Below are 24,922 nucleotides of genomic sequence, written 5' to 3'. Positions count from 1 at the left end.
GTGGTTCACCAACAGCGCTTGGTAAAGACACGACGTTGCAATTGGAGGCCAGGCTGGATGCGGATTAAATATGGTTTAGTTGGCGTATTCCTTGCAATCGCATCACCGGCATATTCGCTGGAGGCTGGATTGCCTCCTGTCTTGTCGCCGCAGCCACAACAGGCGCAGGCCGCTCAGTTGAGCGCGCAATTCCTGAGCCGTTACGCCTACAAGCCCGTGCCGCTGAACGATGCATTGTCAGCCAAGATAATGGACCGGTTCATCAAGTCTCTGGATCCGGATCGCAGCTTCTTCCTGCAGGCAGACATCGATACATTCGCTCCCGGCAGCACGGGCATCGATGATGGCATTGCCAGCGAAGACCTGTCGATTCCTTTTTCGATCTTCAACGTCTACACGCAGCGTGTCGTCGATCGCATGACATATGCGCGCAACCTGCTGAAGCAGGGTTTCGACTTCACCGCCAAGGAGGACTATACCCTCTCAAGCGACGACACACCCTGGCCGCAGTCCGCGTCGCAGAGCAATGACTTGTGGCGCAAGCGCGTCAAGAACGACTGGCTTCGATTGAAACTGGCAGGCCAGACCGACGCACGCATTCGCGATACGCTGGACAAACGCTATCAGAATATCCTTCAGCGCGTTTATAGCTACAAGAGCGACGACGTATTCCAGTCGTTCATGGCCGCCTACACGACCTCCGTCGATCCGCATACCGACTATTTCGGCGCCGCAGCTTCGGCCGACTTCGACATTTCGATGAAGCTTTCTCTGGTCGGTATCGGCGCGGTGCTGCAGGAGCGTGATGGATATACGACGATCCGTGAACTCGTTCCAGGCGGGCCGGCGCAGCTGTCGGGAAAGCTCGCCGTCGGGGATCGCATCATCGGTGTCGGGCAGGGCGATCGCGGTGACGTGAAGGAAGTCGTCGGCACTCGGCTCGACGAGGTCGTGCAAATGATCCGCGGCGAAAAGGATTCCATCGTTCGCCTGGACGTCCTGCCGGCGGATGCCGGCGAGAATGCGAGCCATCGCGTCATTAGCCTGGTGCGAGATAAAATCAGCCTTGAAAAGCAGGCCGCCAAGCAAAACGTCATTTCCGTGCAAGACGGCGGCGTTACGCGCAAGATCGGAGTTATAACGCTGCCGGCCTTCTACGAGGATTTCGAGGCCCGGCGGAAAGGCGACAAGGATTACCGGAGCGCAAGTCGCGATGTCGCCAAGCTTCTTGGCGAGCTGAAGAAGCAGAATGTCGATGGTGTTCTGGTGGATCTGCGCGACAATGGCGGCGGCTCCCTGGCTGAATCCATCGATCTGACGGGCCTGTTCGTCGGCAAGGGACCGGTGGTCCAGCAACGTGATGCCGAGGGCAGGGTCGAGGTCGAGCGCGATGATCTCTCCAAGCCGGTCTGGGCTGGACCGGTTGGCGTCCTTATCAATCGTGGTTCAGCCTCGGCCTCCGAGATTTTCGCGGCAGCCATACAGGATTATGGCCGTGGCGTGATCATAGGCGAACCCAGCTTCGGCAAGGGCACGGTGCAAACCGTGATCGATCTCGATCAGGCAGCCCGCAACAGCAAGCCGAAATACGGTCAGCTGAAATTGACGATTGCCCAGTTTTTCCGGATCAATGGCGGTACGACGCAGCTGCGCGGGGTGACACCCGACGTCAGTCTGCCGGGTCTTTCCGACCCGAAGACTTTCGGGGAGTCGAGCTACGACAATGCTCTGCCATGGGCCCAGATCAAGCCGGCGAAATACAAGGCCACCGGCAATCTTGAGGCGCTGATACCGCAGCTGCAAAGCCGCCACGATGCACGCGTCGAGAAGGATCAGGATTTCCAGCGCTTCGTCGAAGACGCCGCGGAGCTGAAATCGCAGCGCGACAGGCTTGTCATCTCCCTCAACGAGACCGATCGTCGAAACGAACAAGCAGCCTTGGCGAAGCGGCTCAAGGCGCGCAACGACGCAGGCGCGCCGAGTGATGACGATGGCCTCCAGGCAAACGAGCGTAGCCTGAGTGCCGATCTCGCCATCGAGAATGCCCGCAAGAATGCCAAGGACGTGCTGCAAAACGAAGCGGCCTCCATCGTTGCCGACGAGATAAATCTACGCAACGCCGGGCAGACGGCGACGAAATAGCAACCGGGCAATTGCCAGCGGCAAATAGCCAAGGCCCGCGTCCATGGCCGTCGCTATGCTGCTTACGGATAGATCACATCAAGCAAGTGACCGGCATGAGACACAGTCTCAGATGCCGGTCACGGCCTATTTGTTGCCTGGATTGAGCTGTTCGGTCGATGCCGGACTTTCCAGCAAACGTGGCCCGGGAGATGCGTGGCCTAACGTCGATTTACACCCTGATCCCTGGCGATTTACCGTAACGTACTTCCTCGCACCCAAGGGCGATGCAAGATCCTCTGTTGTTGCCGCTCAAGGCCAACCGGACAGAGGAGATATGTCATGAGCATTCCCGAAGCTGGAGCGCGGGACCAAACAATGCTGGATGAAAGCCTGGCATCCGTCAGCCGCCGCAACCTTCTTCTCGGCGGGACGTCACTTGCGCTCGCCGGTGTCGCGGTTTCATCCGGTGGCCCCAAGCTCGCCGCGCAGACGCAACCGGCCACCCCGGCACAGAACGGTGGTGCAAACCGCCCCCCGAACATTCTCGTCATTTTCGGCGATGACATCGGTATCCCCCAGATCAGTGCTTATACTATGGGCCTGATGGGCTATCGGACGCCGAATATCGACCGCATCGCCAAGGAGGGCGCGATCTTTACGGATTCCTACGGTCAGCAGAGCTGCACAGCTGGCAGGGCCTCCTTCATTCTTGGCCAGGAGCCGTTCCGTACGGGACTGCTCACCATTGGCATGCCGGGTGATCCGCATGGTATTCAGGACTGGATGCCGACCATTGCCGACGTGATGAAGACGAGAGGTTACGCAACCGGCCAGTTCGGCAAGAACCATCTCGGCGACCAGGACCAGCATCTTCCCACGAAGCATGGTTTCGACGAGTTCTTCGGCAATCTCTATCACCTGAATGCTGAAGAGGAGCCTGAGGGTTACTTCTATCCGAAGGATCCGGCCTTCCGCCGGCAATTCGGGCCTCGCGGGGTCATCAAGTCGACCGCCGACGGCAAGATAGAGGATACCGGCGCGCTGAACACCAAGCGAATGGAGACCGTGGACGCGGAATTCCTGGCGGCGGCCAAGGATTTCATCGACCGGCAGGCGAAGGCCGATAAGCCGTTCTTCTGCTGGTTCAACTCGACCCGCATGCATGTCTTCACCCATCTCGCTCCGGACGCCATGGGCAAGACTGGCAAAGGCATCCATGCCGATGGCATGGTCGAGCATGACGGTCACGTCGGCCAGCTTCTCGACCAACTGGATGAGCTTGGCATCACGGACAACACGATTGTTCTCTACACGACGGACAACGGCGCCGAGATCGCCTTGTGGCCCGACGGCGCCATGACGCCGTTCCATGGCGAGAAAGGCACGACATGGGAAGGTGGTTTCCGCATTCCCATGATGGTTCGCTGGCCGGGTGTCGTCGAGGCTGGACGGGAGATTAACGATCCCGTCACGCTGATGGATTGGATGCCGACATTTGCCAGTGCGTCGGGTCTGTCCGACCTGAAGGAGCAGATGAAGGCAGGCTTCAAGTCAGGAACCAAGACGTTCAAGGTGCATCTCGACGGCTACGATCTCATGCCATTGCTGCAGGGTGCCGCGGAGGCCGGCCCGCGGGATTCGGTCTATTACTTCGATCAGGGCGGCAACCTGAATGCGATTCGCTGGAACGATTGGAAACTAGCCTTCGCGAACGCCAGCCATGGCAATATTGCGACGGCGACACGCGAGGTTCCGAGCTGGGCGATGATCTCTAATCTGCGCATGGATCCTTACGAACGCGGGCTGGAAGAAGGTGGGGGCGCCATCGAATTTCTGGCTCGGAACATGTGGTTGCTCGTCCCGATCCAGCAGAAGATCAAGGAGTTCTTCTCGGACTTCGAACAATACCCTTATCAGGAAGGCAGCACGCTGAATGCCAGCGGCATCAACTATGGTCTGCTGCGGCAGCAGGCAGCGCTGAAACGCCTGAACGAACTGGAAGGGCTGGCTCCTCGATAAACATTTTTTTGCCGCCGCGGATGCCTGACGACACCCCCGGCGGTGGTCTTCACAATGCGAAAGCCGTCGGAATGAGCGGCGTCATTCGGGGAACAGAAGTGTCACGCCCGCGCGAACGCCCCAGCCTTCCGGCCCGTTGTCAGGAGCCGCCGCCCAGTAGCGCGCGCCTAGCTGGAAGCTGACGGGCTGCTTGCCGAATTTCACAAGCTTTGCCACGGAAAGGTTGATAGGGACGGACCACTCGTCGCCTTTCCAGTCGTAGGTGCTTTCGGTGTTGAGGGTGAAGGTCCAGGCGTCCGGCGTCGTGTAGGATACGAAGGGCTGTAGGAATGTTGAACTGATGTCGTCGCGGTCACTGTCGCCCGCAACCGACCAGATGTGGTTCGCCAGCGCGCCATAGGTGAATCCGTGGTCCTGTTTCAGAAGGACGACAGTCGGGCCGAGGCCGAATTTTTCGCCGCCGAGCAATGGTTCGGTGGCGGTGGGAAACAGGAAAGCCGGCCCGGCACCCCAGATCAATCCGCCGGCGGTCGGTTGTTTGGGCGAGAAGAAGAAGCTCTGCAGAACGTCGCCGAGCCCGAATTGGCTGCCGCTCTCGCCGGCAATATCGTCCTGCCATACTACTGGAAGGATGGTGCGGGAAATTACGTTCCAGTCATCATTGATCGAGATCGGGATGACCGGTTGAATGTTCAGGACGGATTTTTGCCCATCGAACGGGCCGTAACCGCCGTCGTAGTTGAACTGGAACGGTACGCTGATCAGCGACGCCACGGGATTGGAGAGTTGCTTGGCGAGATCCGCGTCCTCGGCGAGCGCGCCGGACGCGACCGTCGTCAGGGACGCGACTGCGGCGGTAAGAGTTACCGTCGGCTTCATGCAACCTCCTTCTCGATGAGATCTATCGATGGCTAGAACTTGATGTTCATGCCGATGATCGGTCCATGCTGGATCATGTCGTAGGTGAACCCGTCATCGCTGAAATCCACGCCCTGCGCGCGGTAGCCTGCAACAGCCGAAAAGGTATCGTTGAACTTGTAGCCGAGGCCGGCCAGGACATCCCAGTCGAGATCCGCTCCGCCGCCGCCAACCATTCCCCACCCCGTGACGAAAACCTTGTCCGTAAAGGAATAGTTGCCTTTGAAGCCCACGAGGCCGTCGACCCAGCTGGCGCTATCCTTGTCCGACACGCTTCCGACCAGCCCTCCGCTGAGAGTGATGCGGGTCTCGGCGTCCCAGTAGCGCGCGCCAGCCAGAACATCGAGATGGGCCTTCTCGTCCTCGTAGATGGTGTAGGCACCGGCCAGCAATGCCGTGAAGGTGGTGGACTTGACGGTGATGTTGTCGGCAATGATCCCCCGCGGCGTGGCGGATTCCGTCGTCACCTTGACGTAGCTCATGTCGGTGAAGATGCTGAAGCGGCCATAGCGTGCTTCACCTGCTCCCATCAGCCCGAAATCGAGATCAGGCAGTATGTCGGAGAAGTCCTGGCTGACATGGACCCTGCCGAGACCGAAGACCTCGCTGTCTCCGTCGAGCCCCGCGATCCAGAAATACGGAGAAAACGAGAATTGCCACCTGTCCGGTTCCGACGGCGCGGGTTGCTGCAACGGAACAGGTAAAACATCGGCCGCAAGAGCAGGAGATGTCAGAAGCATCAATGGGACCAGTCCGGCGGCATAAATGATCTTGCTTTGCATGCTGTTGCCCTCTTTCAGGGGCACATCTACTCATTCTCAGGGCAGCGGGCGGAAGTACGTTACTGTAAATGCGGGGGTAAATGGCGACCGGGCGCCTGGGTACGGAGCATTTACAGTAACGTACTTCCCGTAACCGCAGCCGTCGGGATAATCCGTCGGTCAACTGGCGGATCAGCCCTCGGCTCGGAAGCGATTTCCGACCGGGATGATGCCAGGTTCCAAATGCTACAGCGACGGGGGTCGCGGTCTGATGGATAAGCATGGCGATATCACCCGGGGCAGCTCGGATCTCGCCCGGAGAGGGCTTTGGCGGCTCATGCTGAAGCTACCCGCCATGCGTGGGCGGTTGCAGATTTTGGCTCAGAAGTCGACCGTTCTGACGGATCTATGCGAGGCCTATGAGGAAGCGAGCATGGCTGCGGAACGGATGTCGAGGGAAATTCCGCATGCCAATCCCTCACGGCTTGCCGAATATCAGAGCATCTGTTCGGAGATCGAGACGGATGTCGTGCATCTCGTCCTCCAGAAATCCAGAAACGTTCCGGATTGAGACGCAGCTTTTTTCCAAAAGATACCAGTCCTGACCGTTGCGATACAACTTACTTGCAACCGATCGTCAAATAGTCGATACATTATCATGTTCTAATCAATCTCTGCCAGTATTCGGGTACGGGGGGCAGCCATGATTGCTGAACTGCGTGATTTGAAGGCTTGCGAAGTTTCGAGAAGCGCGGCGCAGCAAGAGCTTGAGCGACTGCTCGCAGACCCACGCTTTCGGGTGACGGAGCGCCAGAAGGATATCCTGAGATATCTGGCCAGATGCCGTTTCGAAGGAGGTGAAGAAGGCGTCAAAGCCTATGCCATCGCGCTCGACGTGCTGGGTAGGTCCAGTGACTTCGATGCCTCGACCGACCCCATCGTACGCATCGAGATCAGCCGACTGAGGTCTTCGCTCGACGCCTATTACGAGGCGTTCGGAGCGCCGGAAAATGCGACCGTCTACATTCCCAAAGGTATGTATATCGCACTCTTTCCCGCGACATTCGTGCCCCATCGGCCGGACGAAGAGGTTTCGGGCAATCCTGATGCCGCAAGCGTCGATCAGCCAGCGGCTTGCGCATTTCACACTTCCGCCGATCGGCAATCATCCGGCAGCAGACCTCTTTGGGCAGGCGCTGCTGTAGTTACTTTGGTTACCCTTGCCGCCGGCGCGCTTGCGAGCGTGACATGGCTGGCTTACGCACCGTCGCTCATCGAGAAGCCTGTCGTCTATGTTTTGATGGAGGCCGTTGATGGCAGGATGGAAGGGGAGGCCAGCCAGATACGCGACACGCTGATGACTGCGCTCACCCAATTTACGACCCTCACGGTTGCCAAGTCGGGTTATCCCGTCGCCGGCGCAGACAAGCGCGCCGGGCGAAGCTACGAACTCCACCTGAAATATTATGGCAACGGGGAAGACCGGAGCGTTTGGTGGCAGGTCGCAGACAGTAAAACCGACCTCGTCCTCAAGTCTGGACTGGATACGGTTGATTCCAGCGGCAGAAGCATGGTTTCGGTCCGGGAGGAAATCGCCGGACGGCTGGCATCCAGTTTCGCGTCTATCCACGGGGTCATCAACACCATTGAGATCCAGGAAGACGCCGACGATGCTCTCGGCAACACCTGCGTTCTGCGCGCGGAACATGCGCTGGATGACGGTGGACAGGCCCGTCTGGCAAAGGCCCGCGTCTGCCTTGAGCAAAGTCTGGCCCTGGCTCCGAAAAATCCGGATGCAACGGCCGTGCTTTCTCGGGTCATGCTTGCGGGCAAGAGCGCGGCACAGGACCCCGGTGTGCGATTGACGGCGCTGGAACTCGCAAAAGACGCCGTATCCCTGGCGCCCTTGTCGGACAGGGCCCAGATCGCGCTCATGGCCGCCCAATTCGCCGCCGGCAGCATGGATGCGGCCATCCAGGCAGGTAACCGTGCTGTTGAGCTCAATCCAAACAATAGTGACGCCGCGGCCAAGCTTGCCTTCGTCCTCTATCTGGGAGGTTATAGGGACGCGGGTGTGGCGATGGCGCACGGGGCGGGGCTTGCCACGGAGACGATACCCTCCGACGCCATGCTGGTCCTGGCGCTGGATGCATACAGGGAGGGACGTTACTCGGAGGCCTCGCTCTTTGCGGAGCAGATCAACGGGACGGATCTTCTCGTTGCAATGCTGAGGACCGCTGCTCTCGGTCAGCTTAGCTCGCCTGAAGTGGTTGAAAGGCTTTCCGAACTCAAGGACAAGACTTCCGATCCGAATGGCGGCTTCCGCAACGGGATGTCCTGGTGGCGCCTGCAGCAGTCCATCACGACCGAATTGGAAGGCGGTTTGATCAAGGCCGCCGCTCGCGCCGAGGAAGGAACCAATGTCAGTATCGGCCAGCGCTAAAGTTGTTTGTGCGGCCCTATGATGAACAGTCGCGCTTCGGTCGGCCTATGTGCTTTTTCCGAGAGCTCGGTTGCAAAGATTACAATTGCCTGCAGCGAGCAAGGGGCCGTATTATTGCTCGAATGAAAATATTTTCTTCCAGTCGTTCTTCATGTCGACGACCAGCCAGTTTCTTTTCTCCGCCTCGTCGAGCGCCTTGTCCAGCTTTCCGAAGGGTGACTGCCTGTCATAGGCATATTCCCGATCGGCATCGGTGTGGTGGACGATCATGGCGAAGCCCGGTCCCTTGGCTGCAGTTGTCCAGCGCGCCATCTCGTAGTCTCCATCGGAATTGCCGGCGATGAAGATCGGCTTTCTCCCGATGAACTTGTTGATGCCCGCCGGCTTGCCCGGACCATCATCGACGAAATCTATTTTTGGCAGCCGCTTCAGCACGGGTATATCGCCGACGATCGCGTATTGGGTGAGGATGGTGCTGCCGACCACCTGTTGCGGCGGAACTCCATAGAGTTTTTCGGTGATAGGCCGCATGAATTCCACGCCACCGCCCGAGACGATATAAGTGGTGAAGCCGTTGGATCGCAGATAGTCGAGAAGTTCGCGCATCGGTTGATAGGTCATCTCGGTGTAAGGCCTGCCGGTCTTCGGATGCTTGGCTGTCTCGAACCAGGTATCGACGATTGCGTTGAACTGGTCAGTAGTCATTCCGCCATGGGTGGCCATGACAACTTCGACAATGCCCTTTTCACCGCCCTTCGCAGCGTCTTTCAGATTGCCTTCGAGAATGCTCCTGAACGGTTCCTTGGCCTTCCATTCGGGATGCTGCGGCGCGAGTGTCTTCACTCGGTCTAGGGCGAAGCCAAGCTGGACGTAATAAGGCTGCTCCGACCAAAGCGTACCGTCATTGTCGAACACGGCGATGCGGTCTTCCGGCACAACGTAGCCATCGCCACCCTGCTTCACCGTCTCCTCGACGAATTTCATGATGCGAGCCTTGGCCTGCGTGTCGTTCCAGGAGGCCAACGGCTCCTGGCCGAAGGCGGGTGGAAGGCCGACCAGAAGCAGGACGAAACCGGTGATCAGCGAGGCGATAATGGCATCGACGACATGAAGCGGCCGGTTCATCTGATCTCTCCCTCGGTGTGAACTCTCTTGATGCAGCGGAAGCCGACATGGCTGGTAGAGGTGTCCTCCGGCTCGGCATGGCGTGCCGCCGGCCGGTAGCGCCGGCAATAGTTAGGCGCACAGAGATGCGATCCGCCCTTCAGCACCCGCCTTGCGATGCGGATTTCAGGCAGGTTCGGGTCGTAGCTCGCCTCGGCGTCATGATTACGCGGGTTTTTCGGGATGCAGCAGGCCTTGTCGGCGGGCTCGGGATGCCGAGTGCTCCAGTAGTCGCTGGTCCACTCCCAGACATTGCCGATCATGTCGTAGACGCCGTAACCGTTGGGTGGGAAAGACCGCACCGGCGTCGTCCGCTCAAGGCCCTTTGGCTTGGTCGATCGCGTCGGGAAGACGCCCTGCCAGGTATTGGCCATGATCTGCCCTCGAGGCGTCAGTTCGTTTCCCCATGCGAATTCGGCATCTTCCAGGCCGCCGCGGGCGGCAAATTCCCACTCGGCCTCCGTCGGCAGATCGAGGCCGGCCCAGTCGGCATAGGCCCTCGCGTCCGGCCATGCGACATGCACGACGGGATGATCGAGCTTGCCGCGCAGGTCGCTGAGGCCACCCAGCGGGCGGCGCCAATTGGCGCCGAACTTGAATGTCCACCATTGCGAAATCTCCGGCCCGTTGACGCTTTTGGGCTGTACGAAGAGCAGGGAGCCTGCCCGCAGCATTTCCGGAAGCGCGCCGGGGTAATCCTTCGGGTCGGGCACCCTTTCGGCCATGGTGACATGTCCGGTGGCTTCAACGAAGGCCATGAACTGCCGGTTCGTCACCGGCGCCTCCTCGATCCAGAAACCATCGACGGTGACGGGATGCGCAGGAGCTTCCTCCGAATAGTGCCCGTCCGACCCCATCAGGAAGCGCCCCCCGGGTATCCAGATCATGCCGGCCGGCGCCGAACCCGGCTTTGAGTTGCTGTCGAATGCCAAAGCCATTACCGCCCCCGCGTTCACGTTCGGCCATAGTCGCGGGCGCGTGACTGCCGGATAAGTACGTAACGGTAAATGGTGGCGTCGTTTACGTCGGGCGGCCGTAAATTCTCGCTTCGTGGGAGGAGGCCGGTCACCGAGTTGGATTGAGTTCCGGCAGAGCATGGCGGATGCTATGGTGCGGCGTCATGCTGTCTCGGTTGACGAGACGTGCCATGCGCCGACGATCGAAATTGCCGTGACGGCCTGAATACATCAGCTCTTCCAGACCGCGAATGTCGACGGCGAGATCGGGATGGTGGCTTGCCACCCAATGATGCAGCGTTCGGAATCCTTCCAATTGGCTCCAGGCCTGAAGCGCGCGATAAACTTCCGAAGGATCGCCGTGAAGGATGGATCTTCGCAGCTGACGGAGCCGGTAGCGGCGGGAGGCAATCATGTGCTGGCGCAGGGCGAGGAGACGCCGACGGGCGACTTTGGCGAAGTGCCATAGAACCCATACCATGGCGACAGCGGCGAGAAATAGACCGATCCGCAGCATCACCTGCCGCCGCCGTTCGAAAAGCGGAACCACGTGCTGGGGGCCAGCATCCGGGGCGATGCCGCTGGTTGTGGATGCGGGCGAAACCGACACATCTGTTGCCGGAAGATGCGCGACCGTCATTGCGTGCCGATCAAGATCGAACCAGGGATATTCGATTGCGGGGATGATGAATGTGCCTTCGGTGACGGCCGTGTAGACCAGTGTCTCGGTTCGCCGGCTGACGGTGCGGCGATCCACCGCGATACCGTCCTGCGTCTTCGCCGCCTTGGCATATTGAGGCAATCCCGCTGCCGTTCCCGGGTTGGTCGGCGGAATGATGATCGCCTGGGCATCTTCAGCGGAAATGCTAATGGTTCGCACCACCGCATCGCCCGCCTTCAAGGTGCTCGGTGGCCTGTCGAATGCCTGTTCGACTGTCACGTTACGAGCTGCGAAAGTCGCGGGCGCTATCCCATCGCCGCCGACCGAGAAGGAGAAGGGCGCGGTTGTCACGGTGGCTTGGACAGCCGCCCCGTCGACCGAATATCCGAGATCGATGTCAATCGGCGGTACCTGATAATCGCCCGGTATCTGCGGAACCACGGCATAACGCCGGCGGATGCCGGAATACTCGATACCGTCTGTCGTCACGTTTAGATTCAGAGTTCGCTCCTCGGGAAGCGTCACCAGGGCATTCGGCAGTTCGAACAGGGGAAACAGAGGTGGAGAGGTGAAGAAATTCGGTGCGAAGACATCAACCGCCACATGGATCTGCTGGCCGGCGACGATCGCGCCGGCATCTTCCACGGCGGCCCTGGCATAAGGCTCGGCTGCCATCGCATGCAGCGGGGCGAAGAGGAAAAGCGCCAGCCAGGTGATCCTCACGGTGAGCCCTCCCGCAATTCGATGGCGAATTTCCGTGCCATCAGATCGGTCGGGCTGACCTCGATATTCTTCATCCACATTTCGGAGGTCTGTTCGGCGGCCGCCACCGTTCCCGCCTTTCCCCGCTTGCCCTTGTCATCGAACTGTATGCTGTCGGGCTTCTGGTTCGGATCTTGCTGCTGCTCGCTTTCCTCGTCCTTCTGTTGCTGAAGCAGGCGTTGGGCGACGGCGAGGTCAGCGACCGCCTCGGGCCAGGCCGGACGTCTTTCGAGTGCTGTCTGATAGGCTGTGGCAGCCTCCTCAAGCTTGCCGAGGTGGAAGAGGCTGTTTGCCTGGTCGAACCAGCTTTCCGCGGTATCCATCACCGCGAAACTGTCGATGGCATCCTGGAAGCGACCTGCGCGATACAGCGAGACGCCCTTCCACATCGGATCGTGGAAATGCGCGGCTGCGCTTTCGAAATCCCCGCGCTCGAAGGCGCGGCGGCCTTGCTGGTCCGGCGTCAGCCACATGTCGGCCATCTCTGCTGCGGCTGTCGGCGTTGGCAAAACGAACCGCAGGCAGAAGCACAACATGGCGACCTGCACGACCCAGCCGCGTCGGAACGAAAACACCAGCAGAAGCGCGATGGGAAACAGCAGCCACCAACCCGCGTCGTGCCAGCGATCGCCCTCCCTGGCGATCTGCTGGGTGACATTGGTGCTGACATGCCGGATGATCCAGCGAATGTCCGCATCGTCGCTGGTCAGCGTCGCGACGGGAAAGCCATTTGTGTTGGCGAAGCCTTTCAATGCGTCGAGGTCAAGCTTGGCGACAATCCTCGAACCACCTGCACCGGTCAGGAAGCCGCCGTCGGCCTGTTTCACCAGACCGCCCTCGGCGGTGCCGATGCCGAGAACAACAACATCGCTATCGATTTGCAAAGCATGACCAGCCGCCGTGTTCTCGATACCGTCGGTCATCAGGAGAATGGTGCCGGGGCCGCCGTCCGCCTTGAGCAGATTGTTCGCGAAGCTGAGCGCGGCTGCGGTATCCTTGCCGGGCTTCGGCATGATGCGGGTGGCGAGCGCGTCGGAATAGGTCTTGATCAGCTCATCGTCTTCGGTAAGGGGCACGACCAGATGCGCGGTTCCTGCATAGGCGATAATGGCCGAGCGCGCGCCCCGTCTTGCGGCCAGGATGTCGTCGATCTTCAGCTTCGCGTGCTCCAGCCGGCTCGGGCTTATATCGATCGCATCCATGGACGGTGACAGGTCAACCGCGATAACCAGTGATGCGGCATCCGAGACGAAGGGCGGTGCCTCTCTCTGCCAGGTCGGCCCGGCTCCAGCGAGGATCACCAGGACTATGACCATTGCAATGATCCATGCCGGGCGCATGTGGCGACGGCGATCGGGTGCGATGATAAGATGATCGAGCAGATGCGGCGCAATCATGCCTCGCCACCGGTTCCGGTGGTCGCCGGCGTTCGATGCCAGCCACAGGACAATTGGGGGCAAGAGGAGTGCCATCAGCCACCAGGGGCGCAGGAAATGGAAATCGACGATCATGCGGAAATCCTCCGCCGGATCAGACCCGCGCTGCCAGCGATCAGATAATAGAGGGCGAGCAGCATCAGCGCGCCGGCAAGCGGCCAATGGAAGAGCTCAACGCGCGGCCGCCAGGTCAAGAGCTTCTGCTCGACCGGGGTGATGCGATCGAGGGTCTCGTAGATGGATTGAAGCTGCTCCTGGTCGGCCCCGAAAAAGTACCGGCCGCCGGTGCCGCTTGCGATCTTTTCCAGCGTTGCGGTATCGAGCTTGTCCTCTCCGGTCGCGGCAGGGTCGCCCATGCCTATGGCATGGATCGCGATCTTCTTCGTCCTCGCGACATCGGCAGCTTTCAGAGGCGGCATCCTGCTTGCCGTGTCGTTGCCGTCCGTCAGCAGGATCAGCACCTTGTCGGGCGCCGTGGTCTTGTCGAACATGCGGATGGCGAGCCCAAGGGAATCCCCCATCGATGTCCGTTGCCCCGCAATCCCTGGCAGCAGGCTCTCGACCATGCTGTGCACGAGCGCATGATCCATCGTGAAGGGCGCAAGCGGATAAGGGGCGTCACCGAAGGCGATGAGGCCGATCCTGTCCTCGCGGCGCTTCGTAATGAAACCAGTGACGACCTGTCGCACGGCATCGATGCGTGACACCAGCGTCCCGTCCGTCGCACGAAAATCTCTTGTTTCCATGGACTGCGACAGGTCGAGTGCGAGCAGGATATCCCGTTGTGGCTCCTTCTTTTCGAGCGGCGGTTCGACATATTGCGGCCGGGCAAGGGCGATCACGATCAGGCACCAGGAGAGGGCGAGCACGATGGATTGCGGCCAGGAGCGGTGCGCGATGACCGAGCCTTCGCTCGGCTCGATGCCGGCGGCTTTCGCAATCTGATCGAAGAATGGCATGCGCACGGAGGCCGAGGTCTCGCGCTTTGGCGGCATGAGAAACCAGACCAGAAACGGCAGCGGCAATGCAAGGAGCAGCCATGGAAATTCAAGCTGATACATGATGTCTCTCGATCCAGTCACGAGCCGCGCGGAGGGCATCTTCCGCCTGATCCTCGGAGAGGACGGCAAGGGAGACATCTCCGCGATATTCGAGATCATCGAGCAGTGAAGCAAGCTCCCGGCCGGCGCCACCCGAACGGCCGAGGAACTGCGCCCAGACCGAGCCGGTGAGTGTGGCTACCTGCGCCCGCGGCCAGGCCGCCAGCGCCGTCCGCTTCAACAGTTCGGCCAGTTTGCGGAACGCCTGGGCACGCAACGCCGCATCAGTCATCCCGCCTTCCAGATCTGCAAGGTGCTGCAGGGCATCACGGCGATAGGCGTTGCGGCGAAAGCGGCGAATGGCCCGGATCGCAAAGGTCAGCAGCAGGACAAGAACAATGGCGGCGAGAAGGCCCCAACCCCAGGTCTGCGGCATTCGGGAGACAGGCTGAGGCAAGACAATGTCATGCAGAGAGCGCAGTGCCATTTCGGTCATCGGGTCGAGTTTCGGTGCCGCTTCCATCAGCGCCTCCGCTGCCGGAAGGCCGACTGCTCCAGCAGCCGGCGCAGTTGCGGCGCCGTCTCCTCGGCGGCCGAGACCGGAAGCATGGGCAGGCCAAGCTCTCGCTGCCACGCGCGCAAGTCATTGCCCCGGTCGCGCGCGAATTTGTCGACCGCTTTCCGGACGGCACCGCGGCCGAGCGCCAGTTCGGCCTGCAAGCCGCCACCGCTAACGACGATATCCCCGGCCTTCGGTAATTCCAGCAAGAATGGATCGTAGATTAGCAGGCAGATGACATCATTGCTGGCGGACAGCCGCAGCAGGAGGTCCCGCGTCGTGCTGCCGTGCCCGTCGAAATCGCTGATGACGACGATGAGATAGTCGTGGCGGGCTCTATTGGCCGTGAGTTGCAGCGCATCGTCCAGCGCCTGATGGGCGGAGGCAATCGCGTAGTCGGCCGAAAGCGCTGCATTTTTCTCCGCGATGCGGTCCGCCAGCGCGATGACGGCATTGCGGCTCCGATGCGGTCGCAATTCGCTCGTGCCGGCATCGTTGAAAACCAGTCCGCCGACCTTGTCTCCGGAGCCGAGGATGCGCCAGGCACAGAGCATGGCGGCCTCGGCTGCCGTAACTGATTTCAGCGATCGGCGACTGCCGAAGAACATGTTGATGCGCTGGTCGACGAGAAGAATGGCGGGACGCTCCTTCTCTTCGCCATAGACGCGTATGGTCGGTTTGGTCGTTCGCGCCGTTACCCGCCAGTCGATGGAGCGGACGTCGTCTCCCGGAAGATAGTCGCGCAGTTCCTCGAAGATCAGGCCGCGGCCGCGCAGCGAAGATTGCAGGCGTCCCGCAAGCTGCTGATGGCTTTTCGCCTTCTGGACGAAGCGAAGGTCGCGGGCATTGGCTTCCAGGGCAACAAGCTGTTCGGTCGTCACATAAGCGCCTTCTCGGCCTGTCGAGATCGGGATCATGAGACGGCCACCAGTTCGATGATGCGGTCGATGATTTGGTCGGGCGGCGTATTCGACGCGTGGGCCTCGTAGGACAGGATCAGCCGGTGGCGGAAGACATCGTGCACGACGGCCTTCACGTCATCCGGCGTCACATAGTCCCGTCCTTGCAGCCAGGCATGCGATCTTGACACTTTGTCGAGGCCGATCGCACCGCGCGGGCTCGCCCCTACCTGCAAAAGTCCAGCGAGATCCTTGTCGAAGCGGTTCGGATAGCGAGTCGCGAAGACTAGAGCGACGATGTAGTTCTCGACAGGCTCGGCCATGGTGACGGCACCGATCTGCCTGCGCGCATCGAATATGGCCTGTGGATTGAGGCGCTCGGATGCCGCATGCTGGGATTTGTCGTCGCCGGCATTCTCCTCGTCTCGATTGAGACGCATGATTGCGGCCTCGGATTTCTCGTCCGGATAACCCACTTCGACATGCATCAGGAAGCGGTCAAGTTGCGCCTCGGGCAGCGGATAGGTCCCTTCCTGCTCGATCGGGTTCTGCGTCGCCATGACCATGAACAGATCAGGCAGCGGATAGCTGGTGCCCCCGACGGTTACCTGCCGTTCCTCCATTGCTTCCAGGAGAGCCGATTGCACTTTGGCAGGTGCACGGTTGATTTCGTCCGCGAGGATGAGATTGGCGAAGATCGGCCCCTGCTGGAACTTGAACTCTCCTTTTCCCCCTTCGGAAAAATAGATCTCCGAGCCGGTAATATCGGCGGGCAGGAGATCGGGTGTGAACTGCACGCGCGAAAGGTCGGACTGCAGGTTCTTCGCCAGGCTCTTGATCGCCCGCGTTTTTGCAAGCCCAGGCAGTCCCTCGACAAGCAGGTGACCATTGGCGAGCAGACCGAGCAGAAGCCGCTCGACCATCGCCTCCTGCCCGATGATCGACTGGCCGATGCACTTGCCAAGCGCGATGATATCGTCATGTGAAGTCATTGATCGAACCCGGTTGTTGCCGCAACAAATCTGGGTGGAGGTCGACGGAAATCAGCCTGTTTTGTCTTGGGACGGCGCGTAAGTACGCAACAGTAAATCGGCACGTAACTCGGCGGTAAGGCGCCGCATCCACCCTAATAGGCCACCGGTCTCGACTGCGGGTCGGCCTGCAACGTCTGGCTGACGTCGGTGGTGCTAGGCTGGGCTACCGACTGTTCGGCAATTGCCAGCGGCGCTGCCGCGGCCGCGCCGACCGTTCGCGCCGTGCCGCCGACGACAGCCGCGACGCCGTCGCCGAGACTGATCGTCGAATCCGTCAGCGTTTGCCCGGTCATCAGGCGCTGGCCGATGAGCTGGACGACCTCCGGGCTTTCGGCGAACTTGCCGTGGTTGAGATTGTCCCCGGTCTTGACCTGGGTGAGGTCGATTGCGGTGATCCCGGCTTCATCGAGCCGGCTGCGATAGGGCTCCCTGGAAGGATCGATCGCGCCGAGACGCGAGACCTTGCCGGTTATCAGGCTTGAGAATGCAAGCGCGCGGTCGTCCTGGGAAACAAAGATGGTGAACTTCGGCGCCGGCTTGCCCATCTCGACAAATTGCTTGGCAAAGACCTGGATATCGATATCTGGAGAGGCGAGTATGACGTTACGGATCTTGCCGTTCACATGGCCGTCGCGGATGCCCATTTGCCGTAGAGCCTCCATCGTCAGCCAGGTGCCCATGGAGTGGCCCAGCACCGTGATTTCCTTCACGCTCGGGTCCTGCGCCAGGATACGGAGTGTCTGCTCAAGCGCCGTGCGGGAATAGTTGGTGCTTTCCTTGTCGTATTCGTAGTCCCTGAGCTTGGCGCGCGAAGGCCAGGTGAACAGGACCGGCGTTGCCTGCATCCCACTGTCGTGGACGATCTGCGCCAGGCGGAAGACGGAATCTTCGTACTTGTTGTTGAACCCGTGGACGAAGACAAGCGCATGACCAGCTATCAAATGCTGTCTCACCCAGGCCCGGCCGGCCTGGATCGTATCGATCTCGCTGACACGCGTGACGGCAAAATCGGCGGCCGGATCCGGCGGCAGCCGCTGCGGCCACTGCACCTCGCCCGCCTTCCTTCCGGGGGGAAGCGATACAACGATCTCGGTCAGGTGGGCTCTCGGGCTGCGTTCGCCGGTGAACAACGTCGCCCGGTTTCCGGAAGGTTCCCGCGTGGTGGCAACGAGCATCTCTACCCGCGGCGTCTTTGGCGTTGCCGCTGTCACGGCAATAGGCGTCATGACACCTGTTGGGTGGCCACACCCGGCCAAGGCCAGGACGATGATGCATGCAATAAGAGCCTTCATCCGCATTCCACCGGTTTGCCGGCGCGACGATAGCTTTGACCTGCCCGTTCGGAAGTACGTTACTGTAAATCAGGGCGTTAACAGTCGAGCTTTTGAGGGCCTCTTTGGCTTGACAGCTCAAAAATGTGTGGCATCGTAAAGCGGTTTAGTAAAGCGCTTTACTAGAGGTTGACCGAGAGTTCGAGGTTGCGGAGACATCATGTCTAATAAGCGTGCCACCAGCTTGAAGGATGTCGCAGATGCCGCCGGCGTCTCGGTCGCCACGGTGTCGCGCCTCCTTAACGGCTCGCTTCAGCTCCCGGCCGAAACCAAGCAGCGCATCGATAAGGCGATCCAGGATCTTCGATACGAACCGAACCCGCATGCCCGCCGCCTGAGCCGCGGTCGCTCGGATACGATCGGGCTGGTGGTGCCGGATATTGCCAACCCGTTTTTCGCAACGCTCGTGTCCGCGGTCGAGGAGGAAGCGGACAAGCGTGGCCTCGCATTGTCGCTGCATGCCACGCTCAACCGCCCCGGCCGCGAGATCTCCTATGTCACGGCGCTTGCCCGCAATCACGTCGATGGCCTTATCTTCGTCACCAACCATCCGGACGACGGCGAACTTGCCACGCTGATCAACCAGACGGGCAAGGTGGTCATCGTCGACGAAGATGTGCCGAACGCGATGGTGCCTAAACTCTTTTCCGACAACGAGCAGGGTGGTTATCTGGCGGGGCGGCATCTCGCAGATCACGGCCATCGGCGCGTCGTTTATATCGGTGGTCCGCAGGAGATGATCAGCACCCGCCGCCGTTCCCTGGGTCTCGAGCGCGCGCTTAAGGAACGGGGGGAGCCGTTCCAGGTGATCCGTTACGAGGGCAGTTTCACGGTGGAATTCGGCCGGCAGGCCGCGCGCCGTTTCCTCGATGAAGGCAGGCAGGCGACGGCGATCTTCGCCAGTTCAGACGAGATCGCGATCGGGCTGATCGAGGTGCTGCGTGCCGAGGGCATTTCCATTCCCGACGAGGTCTCTGTGATCGGCTTCGACGATGTGGGACCATTGCATCTTTTCGCGCCGCCCCTGACCGCAATACGCCAGCCCGTGCGGGCGCTCGGCCAACGGGCGCTGGCGCTGCTTCTTGAAACAAACTGGCAGGAATCCGAAAGCCTCAGCTCGGAGGAATTGCTGCCGGTAGAAATCGTCGTGCGGAACTCCGTTGCGCCGCCGTCGAAAGCATAAAAAGCAACGATAATGAAGAAAACCAGAGGACGAACACATGACTATTTTCACACGCAGGATGTTGACCGCGACGCTCGCGGCAACCGCATTCGCCGGCATTTCCTTCGGCTCCGCGGCTCAAGCCGCTGAGAAAACCTTCGCTCTTGTCCAGATCAACCAGCAGGCCCTGTTCTTCAACCAGATGAACGAGGGTGCGCAGAAGGCCGCCGACGCTGCCGGCGCCAAGCTGGTCATCTTCAACGCAAATAACGACCCGGCCGCGCAGAACAGCGCGATCGAGACCTATATCCAGCAGAAGGTCGACGGACTTGCGGTCGTTGCCATCGACGTCAATGGCATCATGCCGGCCGTGCAGCAGGCCGCCGCCGCCGGCATTCCGGTCGTCGCCATCGACGCCATCCTGCCGGACGGCCCGCAGAAGGCGCAGATCGGCGTCGACAACGCCAAGGCCGGCGCCGACATGGGCAAGTTCTTCCTCGACTATGTGAAGAGCGACATGGGTGGCAAGGTGAAGTACGGCGTTGTTGGTGCCCTGAACTCATTCATCCAGAATGTCCGCCAGGAAGGCTTCGAGAAGACCGTCAAGGGCGCGGAAGGTGTCGAGACCGCGGGCGTCGTCGATGGCCAGAACATCCAGGACAATGCGCTTGCCGCGGCCGAAAACCTGATCACCGGCAATCCGGACATGACCGCCGTCTACGCCACCGGCGAGCCGGCGCTGATGGGGGCGATCGCCGCCGTCGAAAGCCAGGGCAAGCAATCCGACGTGAAGGTATTCGGCTGGGATCTGACCGCCCAGGCGATCGCCGGCATCGATGCCGGCTACGTCACCGCCGTCATCCAGCAGGACCCGTCCGCCATGGGTGCGGCCGCGGTGGACGCATTGAAGAAGATCGCGGACGGCGGCAGCGTCGAGAAGACGATCTCAGTGCCGATCACCATCGTCACCAAGGAGAATGTCGAACCCTACCGGGCCGTCTTCAAATGATCTCTGACCGACAGCTCCCAACCGCTGTCGCAGGGGCTGGGGGAGGAGAAATCCTCTCCCGGCAATCCGGCGAGGGCGCCATTCGTCAGCCACGAATTTCATTGAAGGGCATCCGCAAGAGTTTCGGTTCGCACCAGGCGCTGCGCGGCGTCGATCTCGACATCTATCCGGGCGAGTGCCTTGGTCTGGTGGGGGACAATGCCGCCGGCAAGTCGACGCTGACCAAGGTCATATCCGGCACCTATATTCCGGATGACGGCACGATCTCCATCGACGGACAGGATGTTCGCTTCAGCGGACCGGCCGATGCCCGGGACCGTAATATCGAGATGGTGTTCCAGGATCTGAGCCTCTGCGATCATGTCGATGTCGTCGGCAATCTGTTTCTCGGTCGTGAACTGACCAAGGGGCCGTTTCTCGATCGTCCACGCATGGTCTCGGAAGCCCGTGCCATGCTGGATGCGCTCGAGATCCGCATTCCGCGTCTCGGCGCCAAGGTGGAAAAACTCTCAGGCGGCCAGCGCCAGGCGATCGCCATTGCGCGTGCGGCATCCTTCAATCCGAAGGTCCTGATCATGGATGAGCCGACATCCGCTTTGGCCGTCGCCGAGGTGGAGGCAGTGCTCAACCTGATCAATCGGGTCAAGGCCAAGGGCGTGTCGGTGATCCTGATCACACACCGCCTGCAGGATCTGTTCCGCGTCTGCGACCGCATCGCCGTCATGTACGAAGGCACCAAGGTCGCCGAGCGCGATATCGGCAAGACCGACCTGCAGGACCTCGTGCAGCTTATCGTCGGAGGCAGACATTGAGCGCCTATACCGAACGCGCGGCCGGCTCTCCGGTCGCAGACTTTCTCTCCGAACATGCGCAGGTCCTGTCGATCACGGCCTTCTTCGTCGCCTGCCTTTTGTTCTTTTCCATCACCACCGACACCTTCCTGACGCTCGGCAATATTCTCAACGTCTTGCGCCAAGCCGCTCCCATCCTCGTCGTGGCGGTCGCCATGACATTGGTCATCATTACCGGCGGCATCGATCTCTCGGTCGGTTCGCAGGTGGCGCTGGTCAATGCGGTGGCGGCGATCATCCTTGCGATGGGCTACCCCTGGCCGACCGTGGTGATCGGCATGGTCGCCTTCGGTGCCCTGATGGGTATCGCGCAGGGATGGTTCGTCGCCTATCAGGGCATTCCGGCATTCATCGTGACGCTTGCCGGTCTGTCGATCCTGCGCGGTTTCGCGCTCTGGCTGACGCAGGGCTATTCGATCCCGATCAAGGACGTTCCCGGCTTCTTCTGGCTCGGCCGAGGTGAATTCCTCGGGCTTCCGGTTCCGGCGGTGATTGCGGTGCTGGTAGCAGTGATCGGTTACGTGATCATCGCCTATACGAAATACGGCCGTCAGGTCGTGGCCGTCGGCTCCAACCTCGAGGCTGCCCGTCGCGTCGGGATGCCGGCGAAATGGATCGTTGCTTCCGTCTACATGGTATCCGGCATCGCCTGCGCGCTGGCCGGGTTGCTGATCGCGGCACGTCTCGGTTCCGGTTCGTCCAATGCGGCGGTCGGGTTCGAACTGCAGGTCATCGCCGCGGTGGTGCTCGGCGGCACATCCCTGATGGGCGGGCGCGGCAGCATTCTCGGCACCGTGCTCGGCACGCTGACCATCGCGGTCATCGGCAACGGGCTGATCCTGATGCATATTTCGCCCTTCTTCACACAGATCGTAACGGGCGCGATCATTCTCGTGGCGATCTGGCTCAACACCAAGATCTTCACCACCAACTTCCGTTTCGGCGGAAAGAAAGCGTGAGGGCGGTATGAGCAAGGATCTTTCCGAGGCCCATATCCGATCGGGCAAGGTGATGACGGTGGCGGGAGCGATCCCAGTTTCCGATCTCGGCCTTACCCTGATGCACGAGCACATCCTCAACGACTGCCGCTGCTGGTGGCATGCGCCGAAGACGCCGGAACGCCAGTATCTCGCCGAGAGCTTCGTCTGCATCGAGATCCTGAGCGAGCTGCATCAGGACCCGTTCGTCAACAAGCACAATATCACGCTGGACGACGAGCCGCTGGCGATCACCGAACTCAAGGATTTCGCCAGGCATGGCGGCAATACGGTGGTCGAGCCGACCTGCCAGGGGATCGGCCGTGATCCGCGGGCGCTGAAGCGCATATCGCAGGGGGCGGGGCTCAACATCATCATGGGCGCCGGTTATTATCTCGGCTCCTCGCATCCAGCCAAGGTGGCCGGAATGTCGATCGACGAGATTGCCGACGAGATCGTTCAGGAGGCGACCGTCGGTGTCGACGGCACCGACATCAAGGTCGGTCTGATCGGCGAGATCGGCGTGTCGTCGGATTTCACCGACCAGGAAGAGAAGTCGCTCAGGGCGGCCGCGCGGGCGCAGGCGCGCACGGGCTTGCCCCTGATGGTGCATCTGCCCGGCTGGTTCAGGCTCGGCCACAAGGTGCTGGATATCGCGGAAGAGGAAGGGGCGGAGCTTCGCCATACGGTGCTCTGCCACATGAACCCGTCGCATGACGATCTCGCCTATCAGGGCGAGCTCGCATCACGCGGCGCCTTCCTGGAATACGACATGATCGGCATGGACTTCTTCTATGCCGATCAGCAGGTGCAGTGCCCGAGCGATGAGGAGGCGGCGCGCGCGATCGTCAAGCTGATCGAGCGCGGCCATATCGACCGCATACTGCTGTCCCACGATGTGTTCCTGAAGATGATGCTGACCAGATACGGTGGCAACGGCTACGCCTACATCCTCAAGCATTTTCTGCCGCGCTTGAAGCGGCATGGGGTCACCGATGCGCAGCTCGACATCCTGATGCGCGACAATCCGAGATCGGTGTTCCAGGCCAAGTCCTGATCACCAGAAAGACCATAGAAATGGAAAGACCATGACCAAGAAAGTCCTCCTCGTCGGCGAGAGCTGGGTCAGCTCCGCCACCCATTACAAAGGCTTCGACCAGTTCGGCAGCGTCACCTTCCATCTCGGCGCCGAACCGCTGGTTGAGGCGCTGAAAGGAAGCGAATACGAGCTGACCTACATGCCGGCCCATGAGGCGGTAGAGAAGTTTCCCTTCGAGATGGAAGGGCTCGACGCTTATGACGTGATCATCCTGTCGGATATCGGCGCCAATTCGCTGCTGCTGCCGCCTGCCGTCTGGCTGCATTCCAAGACCGTGCCCAACCGCCTGAAGCTGATCAAGGCCTGGGTGGAAAAGGGTGGTGGCTTGCTAATGGTCGGCGGCTATTTCTCCTTCCAGGGCATAGACGGCAAGGCGCGCTGGCGCCGCACGGCTGTGGAGGACGTACTGCCGGTCACCTGCCTTCCCTATGACGACCGCGTCGAAATTCCGGAAGGCACCGGAGCGGTTATCACCAAGGCGGACCATCCGACCGTTGCCGGCATGTTCGGAGAATGGCCGCTGCTTCTCGGCGTCAACGAGGTGGAGGTGCGCGACCGTGCGGATGTCGAGGTCGTCGCCCGTCTACCGGAAGACCAGGGCGGGCACCCGCTGCTGGTGACCGGCGCGTTCGGCAAGGGCCGCAGTGCCGCCTGGACCTCCGATATCGGGCCGCATTGGCTGTCGCCGGCATTCTGCGAATGGGAGGGTTATGGTCGCCTGTGGAAGAACATCCTGGGCTGGCTGAGCGAGAAACGCTGAGCTGGACGGTTTCCGACGCGTGTCAGCGCGCCAGGATCACCTGCAGCTCGTCAGCGCTCGGGAAGGCCTGGCGGGTGCCGCGGCGGCTGACGGTCAGGGCGGAGGCCGCGGCGGCATGGCCGATGGCGCGGGTATCGAGTTCGACGCCACGCAGGGCTGCGGAAGCGAGGGCCACCGCCATGAACGTGTCGCCGGCGCCGGTCGTGTCGATTGCGTTGGCGGCGACCGCCGGGATGGTGGCGATCTCCGCGTCTTGACTGGCAAGCAGTGCGCCGTCGGCGCCGAGTGTCAGCACGACATGGCGAACGCCGGATTGCAGCAGCTTTTCGGTCGCGGCGGTGTCGGACGAACCGGTGAGACTCTGCGCCTCGCCCCGGTTCAGGAAGGCGATGTCGATGAGCGGCCAGAATTCGGCGAAATAAGGCCGCAGCGGCGAGGGGTTGAAGGCGGTGACGAGACTGAGGCGGCGGGCCTCCTGGAGCAGGCCAAGGGTCGTCGCGTGGCTGAGATTGCCTTGGAAGACCACGAGATCGCCGGGAGCGGCCTCGCCAAGTGCGGCGATCGCTTTCTCCGGCTCAAGCGAGCCGGCGGAATCGGTGGTGGTGACGATGGCGTTTTCGCCATCCGGCGTGGTGAAGATGATGGAGAAGTCGCTGGAGCGGCCGGCAAGCGTGATCAGCTTCGCCTCTACCGGTTCCGGCGCCAACTGATCGCGAATGGTCTGGGCGCGGAAATCCTCGCCCACGGCCGTGACGAGGGTGGTGGGAAGGCCTGTCCGGGCCATCACGACCGCCTGGTTCGCACCCTTGCCGCCAAGGTCTCGCGTTTCTTCGCGACCGAGGATCGAAGCTCCGGCTTCCGGCATGGTCGACACTGAAATGGTTTCGTCGACAGCGACGTTACCGATGACAAAAGCACGAGTTTGGGCAGGCATGGCTGGCCTTTGAAAGGATGAAA

22 protein-coding genes are annotated in these 24,922 nt (G+C 60.9%); 10 read left to right on the top strand and 12 right to left on the bottom strand.

All coding sequences use genetic code 11. From position 1 onward, the window contains the following. Positions 1–57: 57 nt before the first annotated feature. Positions 58–2,142, top strand: a complete 2,085-nt coding sequence (locus BM216_RS14735; RefSeq protein ID WP_092999941.1) for a carboxy terminal-processing peptidase — start codon at positions 58–60, stop codon at positions 2,140–2,142. A 321-nt stretch (positions 2,143–2,463) separates the two neighbouring features. Continuing rightward, positions 2,464–4,143 (top strand): arylsulfatase, encoded by a 1,680-nt coding sequence (locus tag BM216_RS14730; RefSeq protein ID WP_244530183.1) that lies wholly within the window; start codon positions 2,464–2,466, stop codon positions 4,141–4,143. An 81-nt stretch (positions 4,144–4,224) separates the two neighbouring features. On the opposite strand, the gene BM216_RS14725 is transcribed toward BM216_RS14730, so the two are convergent. Further along, on the bottom strand, positions 4,225–5,022 hold the full coding sequence (locus BM216_RS14725) for a hypothetical protein (protein ID WP_092999940.1): 798 nt from the start codon (positions 5,020–5,022) through the stop codon (positions 4,225–4,227). 32 nt (positions 5,023–5,054) lie between these two features. Beyond that, entirely contained in the window at positions 5,055–5,843 is a 789-nt protein-coding gene (locus BM216_RS14720; protein WP_092999939.1) for a porin family protein, read from the bottom strand. Between the two features lie 316 nt (positions 5,844–6,159). Here BM216_RS14720 and BM216_RS14715 point away from each other — a divergent pair, with 316 nt between their 5' ends. Both BM216_RS14715 and BM216_RS14710 read left to right on the top strand, forming a co-directional pair. Next, positions 6,160–6,393: a hypothetical protein gene (locus tag BM216_RS14715; RefSeq protein WP_244530182.1), complete on the top strand. Its 234-nt coding sequence runs from the start codon at positions 6,160–6,162 to the stop codon at positions 6,391–6,393. Between the two features lie 132 nt (positions 6,394–6,525). Next, positions 6,526–8,265, top strand: a complete 1,740-nt coding sequence (locus tag BM216_RS14710; RefSeq protein ID WP_092999938.1) for a tetratricopeptide repeat protein — start codon at positions 6,526–6,528, stop codon at positions 8,263–8,265. Positions 8,266–8,376: 111 nt separating this feature from the next. Here the strand turns inward: BM216_RS14710 and BM216_RS14705 are convergent, their stop codons facing one another. The 9 genes from BM216_RS14705 to BM216_RS14665 all read right to left on the bottom strand — a co-directional run bounded on the left by BM216_RS14705 (position 8,377) and on the right by BM216_RS14665 (position 18,074). After that, positions 8,377–9,390, bottom strand: coding sequence for an HAD family hydrolase (locus BM216_RS14705; RefSeq protein ID WP_092999937.1), 1,014 nt, complete (start codon positions 9,388–9,390; stop codon positions 8,377–8,379). Continuing rightward, positions 9,387–10,367: a formylglycine-generating enzyme family protein gene (locus tag BM216_RS14700; protein ID WP_092999936.1), complete on the bottom strand. Its 981-nt coding sequence runs from the start codon at positions 10,365–10,367 to the stop codon at positions 9,387–9,389. Before BM216_RS14700 ends, BM216_RS14705 begins: the two co-directional genes overlap by 4 nt. A gap of 127 nt (positions 10,368–10,494) precedes the next feature. Beyond that, positions 10,495–11,769: a BatD family protein gene (locus tag BM216_RS14695; RefSeq protein WP_092999935.1), complete on the bottom strand. Its 1,275-nt coding sequence runs from the start codon at positions 11,767–11,769 to the stop codon at positions 10,495–10,497. Continuing rightward, the gene (locus BM216_RS14690) at positions 11,766–13,319 is read right to left on the bottom strand and encodes a vWA domain-containing protein (RefSeq protein ID WP_092999934.1); all 1,554 of its coding nucleotides are present in this window, start codon (positions 13,317–13,319) and stop codon (positions 11,766–11,768) included. Before BM216_RS14690 ends, BM216_RS14695 begins: the two co-directional genes overlap by 4 nt. Then, positions 13,316–14,305 (bottom strand): vWA domain-containing protein, encoded by a 990-nt coding sequence (locus tag BM216_RS14685; RefSeq protein WP_092999933.1) that lies wholly within the window; start codon positions 14,303–14,305, stop codon positions 13,316–13,318. The genes BM216_RS14690 and BM216_RS14685 overlap by 4 nt, the downstream gene beginning before the upstream one ends. Then, the gene (locus BM216_RS14680) at positions 14,292–14,807 is read right to left on the bottom strand and encodes a DUF4381 domain-containing protein (RefSeq protein ID WP_092999932.1); all 516 of its coding nucleotides are present in this window, start codon (positions 14,805–14,807) and stop codon (positions 14,292–14,294) included. The genes BM216_RS14685 and BM216_RS14680 overlap by 14 nt, the downstream gene beginning before the upstream one ends. Next, positions 14,807–15,760 (bottom strand): DUF58 domain-containing protein, encoded by a 954-nt coding sequence (locus tag BM216_RS14675; protein ID WP_177230796.1) that lies wholly within the window; start codon positions 15,758–15,760, stop codon positions 14,807–14,809. Before BM216_RS14675 ends, BM216_RS14680 begins: the two co-directional genes overlap by 1 nt. Next, positions 15,757–16,734, bottom strand: coding sequence for an AAA family ATPase (locus BM216_RS14670; RefSeq protein ID WP_092999931.1), 978 nt, complete (start codon positions 16,732–16,734; stop codon positions 15,757–15,759). The genes BM216_RS14675 and BM216_RS14670 overlap by 4 nt, the downstream gene beginning before the upstream one ends. Positions 16,735–16,868: 134 nt before the next feature. Beyond that, positions 16,869–18,074, bottom strand: coding sequence for an alpha/beta hydrolase (locus BM216_RS14665; protein ID WP_092999930.1), 1,206 nt, complete (start codon positions 18,072–18,074; stop codon positions 16,869–16,871). A gap of 193 nt (positions 18,075–18,267) precedes the next feature. Between BM216_RS14665 and BM216_RS14660 the strand changes: the two genes are divergently transcribed. The 6 genes from BM216_RS14660 to BM216_RS14635 are packed head-to-tail and all read left to right on the top strand — an operon-like array spanning position 18,268 to position 23,965. Then, positions 18,268–19,290 carry a LacI family DNA-binding transcriptional regulator gene (locus tag BM216_RS14660; RefSeq protein WP_092999929.1) on the top strand — a complete coding sequence of 341 codons (1,023 nt, stop codon included), beginning with the start codon at positions 18,268–18,270 and terminating at the stop codon, positions 19,288–19,290. Positions 19,291–19,327: 37 nt separating this feature from the next. Next, the gene (locus tag BM216_RS14655) at positions 19,328–20,278 is read left to right on the top strand and encodes an ABC transporter substrate-binding protein (RefSeq protein ID WP_092999928.1); all 951 of its coding nucleotides are present in this window, start codon (positions 19,328–19,330) and stop codon (positions 20,276–20,278) included. After that, complete coding sequence (locus BM216_RS14650) at positions 20,275–21,090, top strand: ATP-binding cassette domain-containing protein (protein WP_092999927.1); 816 nt, start codon at positions 20,275–20,277, stop codon at positions 21,088–21,090. Before BM216_RS14655 ends, BM216_RS14650 begins: the two co-directional genes overlap by 4 nt. Then, on the top strand, positions 21,087–22,088 hold the full coding sequence (locus BM216_RS14645) for an ABC transporter permease (RefSeq protein WP_092999926.1): 1,002 nt from the start codon (positions 21,087–21,089) through the stop codon (positions 22,086–22,088). The genes BM216_RS14650 and BM216_RS14645 overlap by 4 nt, the downstream gene beginning before the upstream one ends. A gap of 7 nt (positions 22,089–22,095) precedes the next feature. After that, positions 22,096–23,163, top strand: a complete 1,068-nt coding sequence (locus tag BM216_RS14640) for a phosphotriesterase family protein (protein WP_092999925.1) — start codon at positions 22,096–22,098, stop codon at positions 23,161–23,163. Between the two features lie 31 nt (positions 23,164–23,194). Further along, positions 23,195–23,965, top strand: a complete 771-nt coding sequence (locus tag BM216_RS14635; protein ID WP_092999924.1) for a glutamine amidotransferase — start codon at positions 23,195–23,197, stop codon at positions 23,963–23,965. Between the two features lie 22 nt (positions 23,966–23,987). Here the strand turns inward: BM216_RS14635 and BM216_RS14630 are convergent, their stop codons facing one another. After that, a complete protein-coding gene (locus tag BM216_RS14630) occupies positions 23,988–24,899 on the bottom strand; it encodes a ribokinase (protein ID WP_092999923.1) in 912 nt (303 codons plus the stop codon). Positions 24,900–24,922: the final 23 nt, after the last annotated feature.

Source organism: Rhizobium sp. NFR07, from assembly GCF_900111905.1.
Classification (GTDB): domain Bacteria; phylum Pseudomonadota; class Alphaproteobacteria; order Rhizobiales; family Rhizobiaceae; genus Neorhizobium.
The sequence above is the reverse complement of the archived record's forward strand: the minus strand, read 5'-3'. Positions and strand labels throughout refer to the sequence as shown.

Excerpts from the sequence above, each read along its gene's own strand:
- BM216_RS14630 (WP_092999923.1), bottom strand. The coding sequence starts at position 24,899 with ATGCCTGCCCAAACTCGTGCTTTTGTCATCGGTAACGTCGCTGTCGAC.
- BM216_RS14675 (WP_177230796.1), bottom strand. The coding sequence starts at position 15,760 with ATGATCCCGATCTCGACAGGCCGAGAAGGCGCTTATGTGACGACCGAA.
- BM216_RS14715 (WP_244530182.1), top strand. The coding sequence starts at position 6,160 with ATGCTGAAGCTACCCGCCATGCGTGGGCGGTTGCAGATTTTGGCTCAG.
- BM216_RS14640 (WP_092999925.1), top strand. The coding sequence starts at position 22,096 with ATGAGCAAGGATCTTTCCGAGGCCCATATCCGATCGGGCAAGGTGATG.
- BM216_RS14690 (WP_092999934.1), bottom strand. The coding sequence starts at position 13,319 with ATGATCGTCGATTTCCATTTCCTGCGCCCCTGGTGGCTGATGGCACTC.
- BM216_RS14660 (WP_092999929.1), top strand. The coding sequence starts at position 18,268 with ATGTCTAATAAGCGTGCCACCAGCTTGAAGGATGTCGCAGATGCCGCC.
- BM216_RS14670 (WP_092999931.1), bottom strand. The coding sequence starts at position 16,734 with ATGACTTCACATGACGATATCATCGCGCTTGGCAAGTGCATCGGCCAG.
- BM216_RS14710 (WP_092999938.1), top strand. The coding sequence starts at position 6,526 with ATGATTGCTGAACTGCGTGATTTGAAGGCTTGCGAAGTTTCGAGAAGC.
- BM216_RS14705 (WP_092999937.1), bottom strand. The coding sequence starts at position 9,390 with ATGAACCGGCCGCTTCATGTCGTCGATGCCATTATCGCCTCGCTGATC.
- BM216_RS14685 (WP_092999933.1), bottom strand. The coding sequence starts at position 14,305 with ATGTATCAGCTTGAATTTCCATGGCTGCTCCTTGCATTGCCGCTGCCG.
- BM216_RS14735 (WP_092999941.1), top strand. The coding sequence starts at position 58 with ATGCGGATTAAATATGGTTTAGTTGGCGTATTCCTTGCAATCGCATCA.
- BM216_RS14655 (WP_092999928.1), top strand. The coding sequence starts at position 19,328 with ATGACTATTTTCACACGCAGGATGTTGACCGCGACGCTCGCGGCAACC.
- BM216_RS14725 (WP_092999940.1), bottom strand. The coding sequence starts at position 5,022 with ATGAAGCCGACGGTAACTCTTACCGCCGCAGTCGCGTCCCTGACGACG.
- BM216_RS14665 (WP_092999930.1), bottom strand. The coding sequence starts at position 18,074 with ATGCGGATGAAGGCTCTTATTGCATGCATCATCGTCCTGGCCTTGGCC.
- BM216_RS14730 (WP_244530183.1), top strand. The coding sequence starts at position 2,464 with ATGAGCATTCCCGAAGCTGGAGCGCGGGACCAAACAATGCTGGATGAA.
- BM216_RS14635 (WP_092999924.1), top strand. The coding sequence starts at position 23,195 with ATGACCAAGAAAGTCCTCCTCGTCGGCGAGAGCTGGGTCAGCTCCGCC.
- BM216_RS14700 (WP_092999936.1), bottom strand. The coding sequence starts at position 10,367 with ATGGCTTTGGCATTCGACAGCAACTCAAAGCCGGGTTCGGCGCCGGCC.
- BM216_RS14680 (WP_092999932.1), bottom strand. The coding sequence starts at position 14,807 with ATGGAAGCGGCACCGAAACTCGACCCGATGACCGAAATGGCACTGCGC.
- BM216_RS14650 (WP_092999927.1), top strand. The coding sequence starts at position 20,275 with ATGATCTCTGACCGACAGCTCCCAACCGCTGTCGCAGGGGCTGGGGGA.
- BM216_RS14720 (WP_092999939.1), bottom strand. The coding sequence starts at position 5,843 with ATGCAAAGCAAGATCATTTATGCCGCCGGACTGGTCCCATTGATGCTT.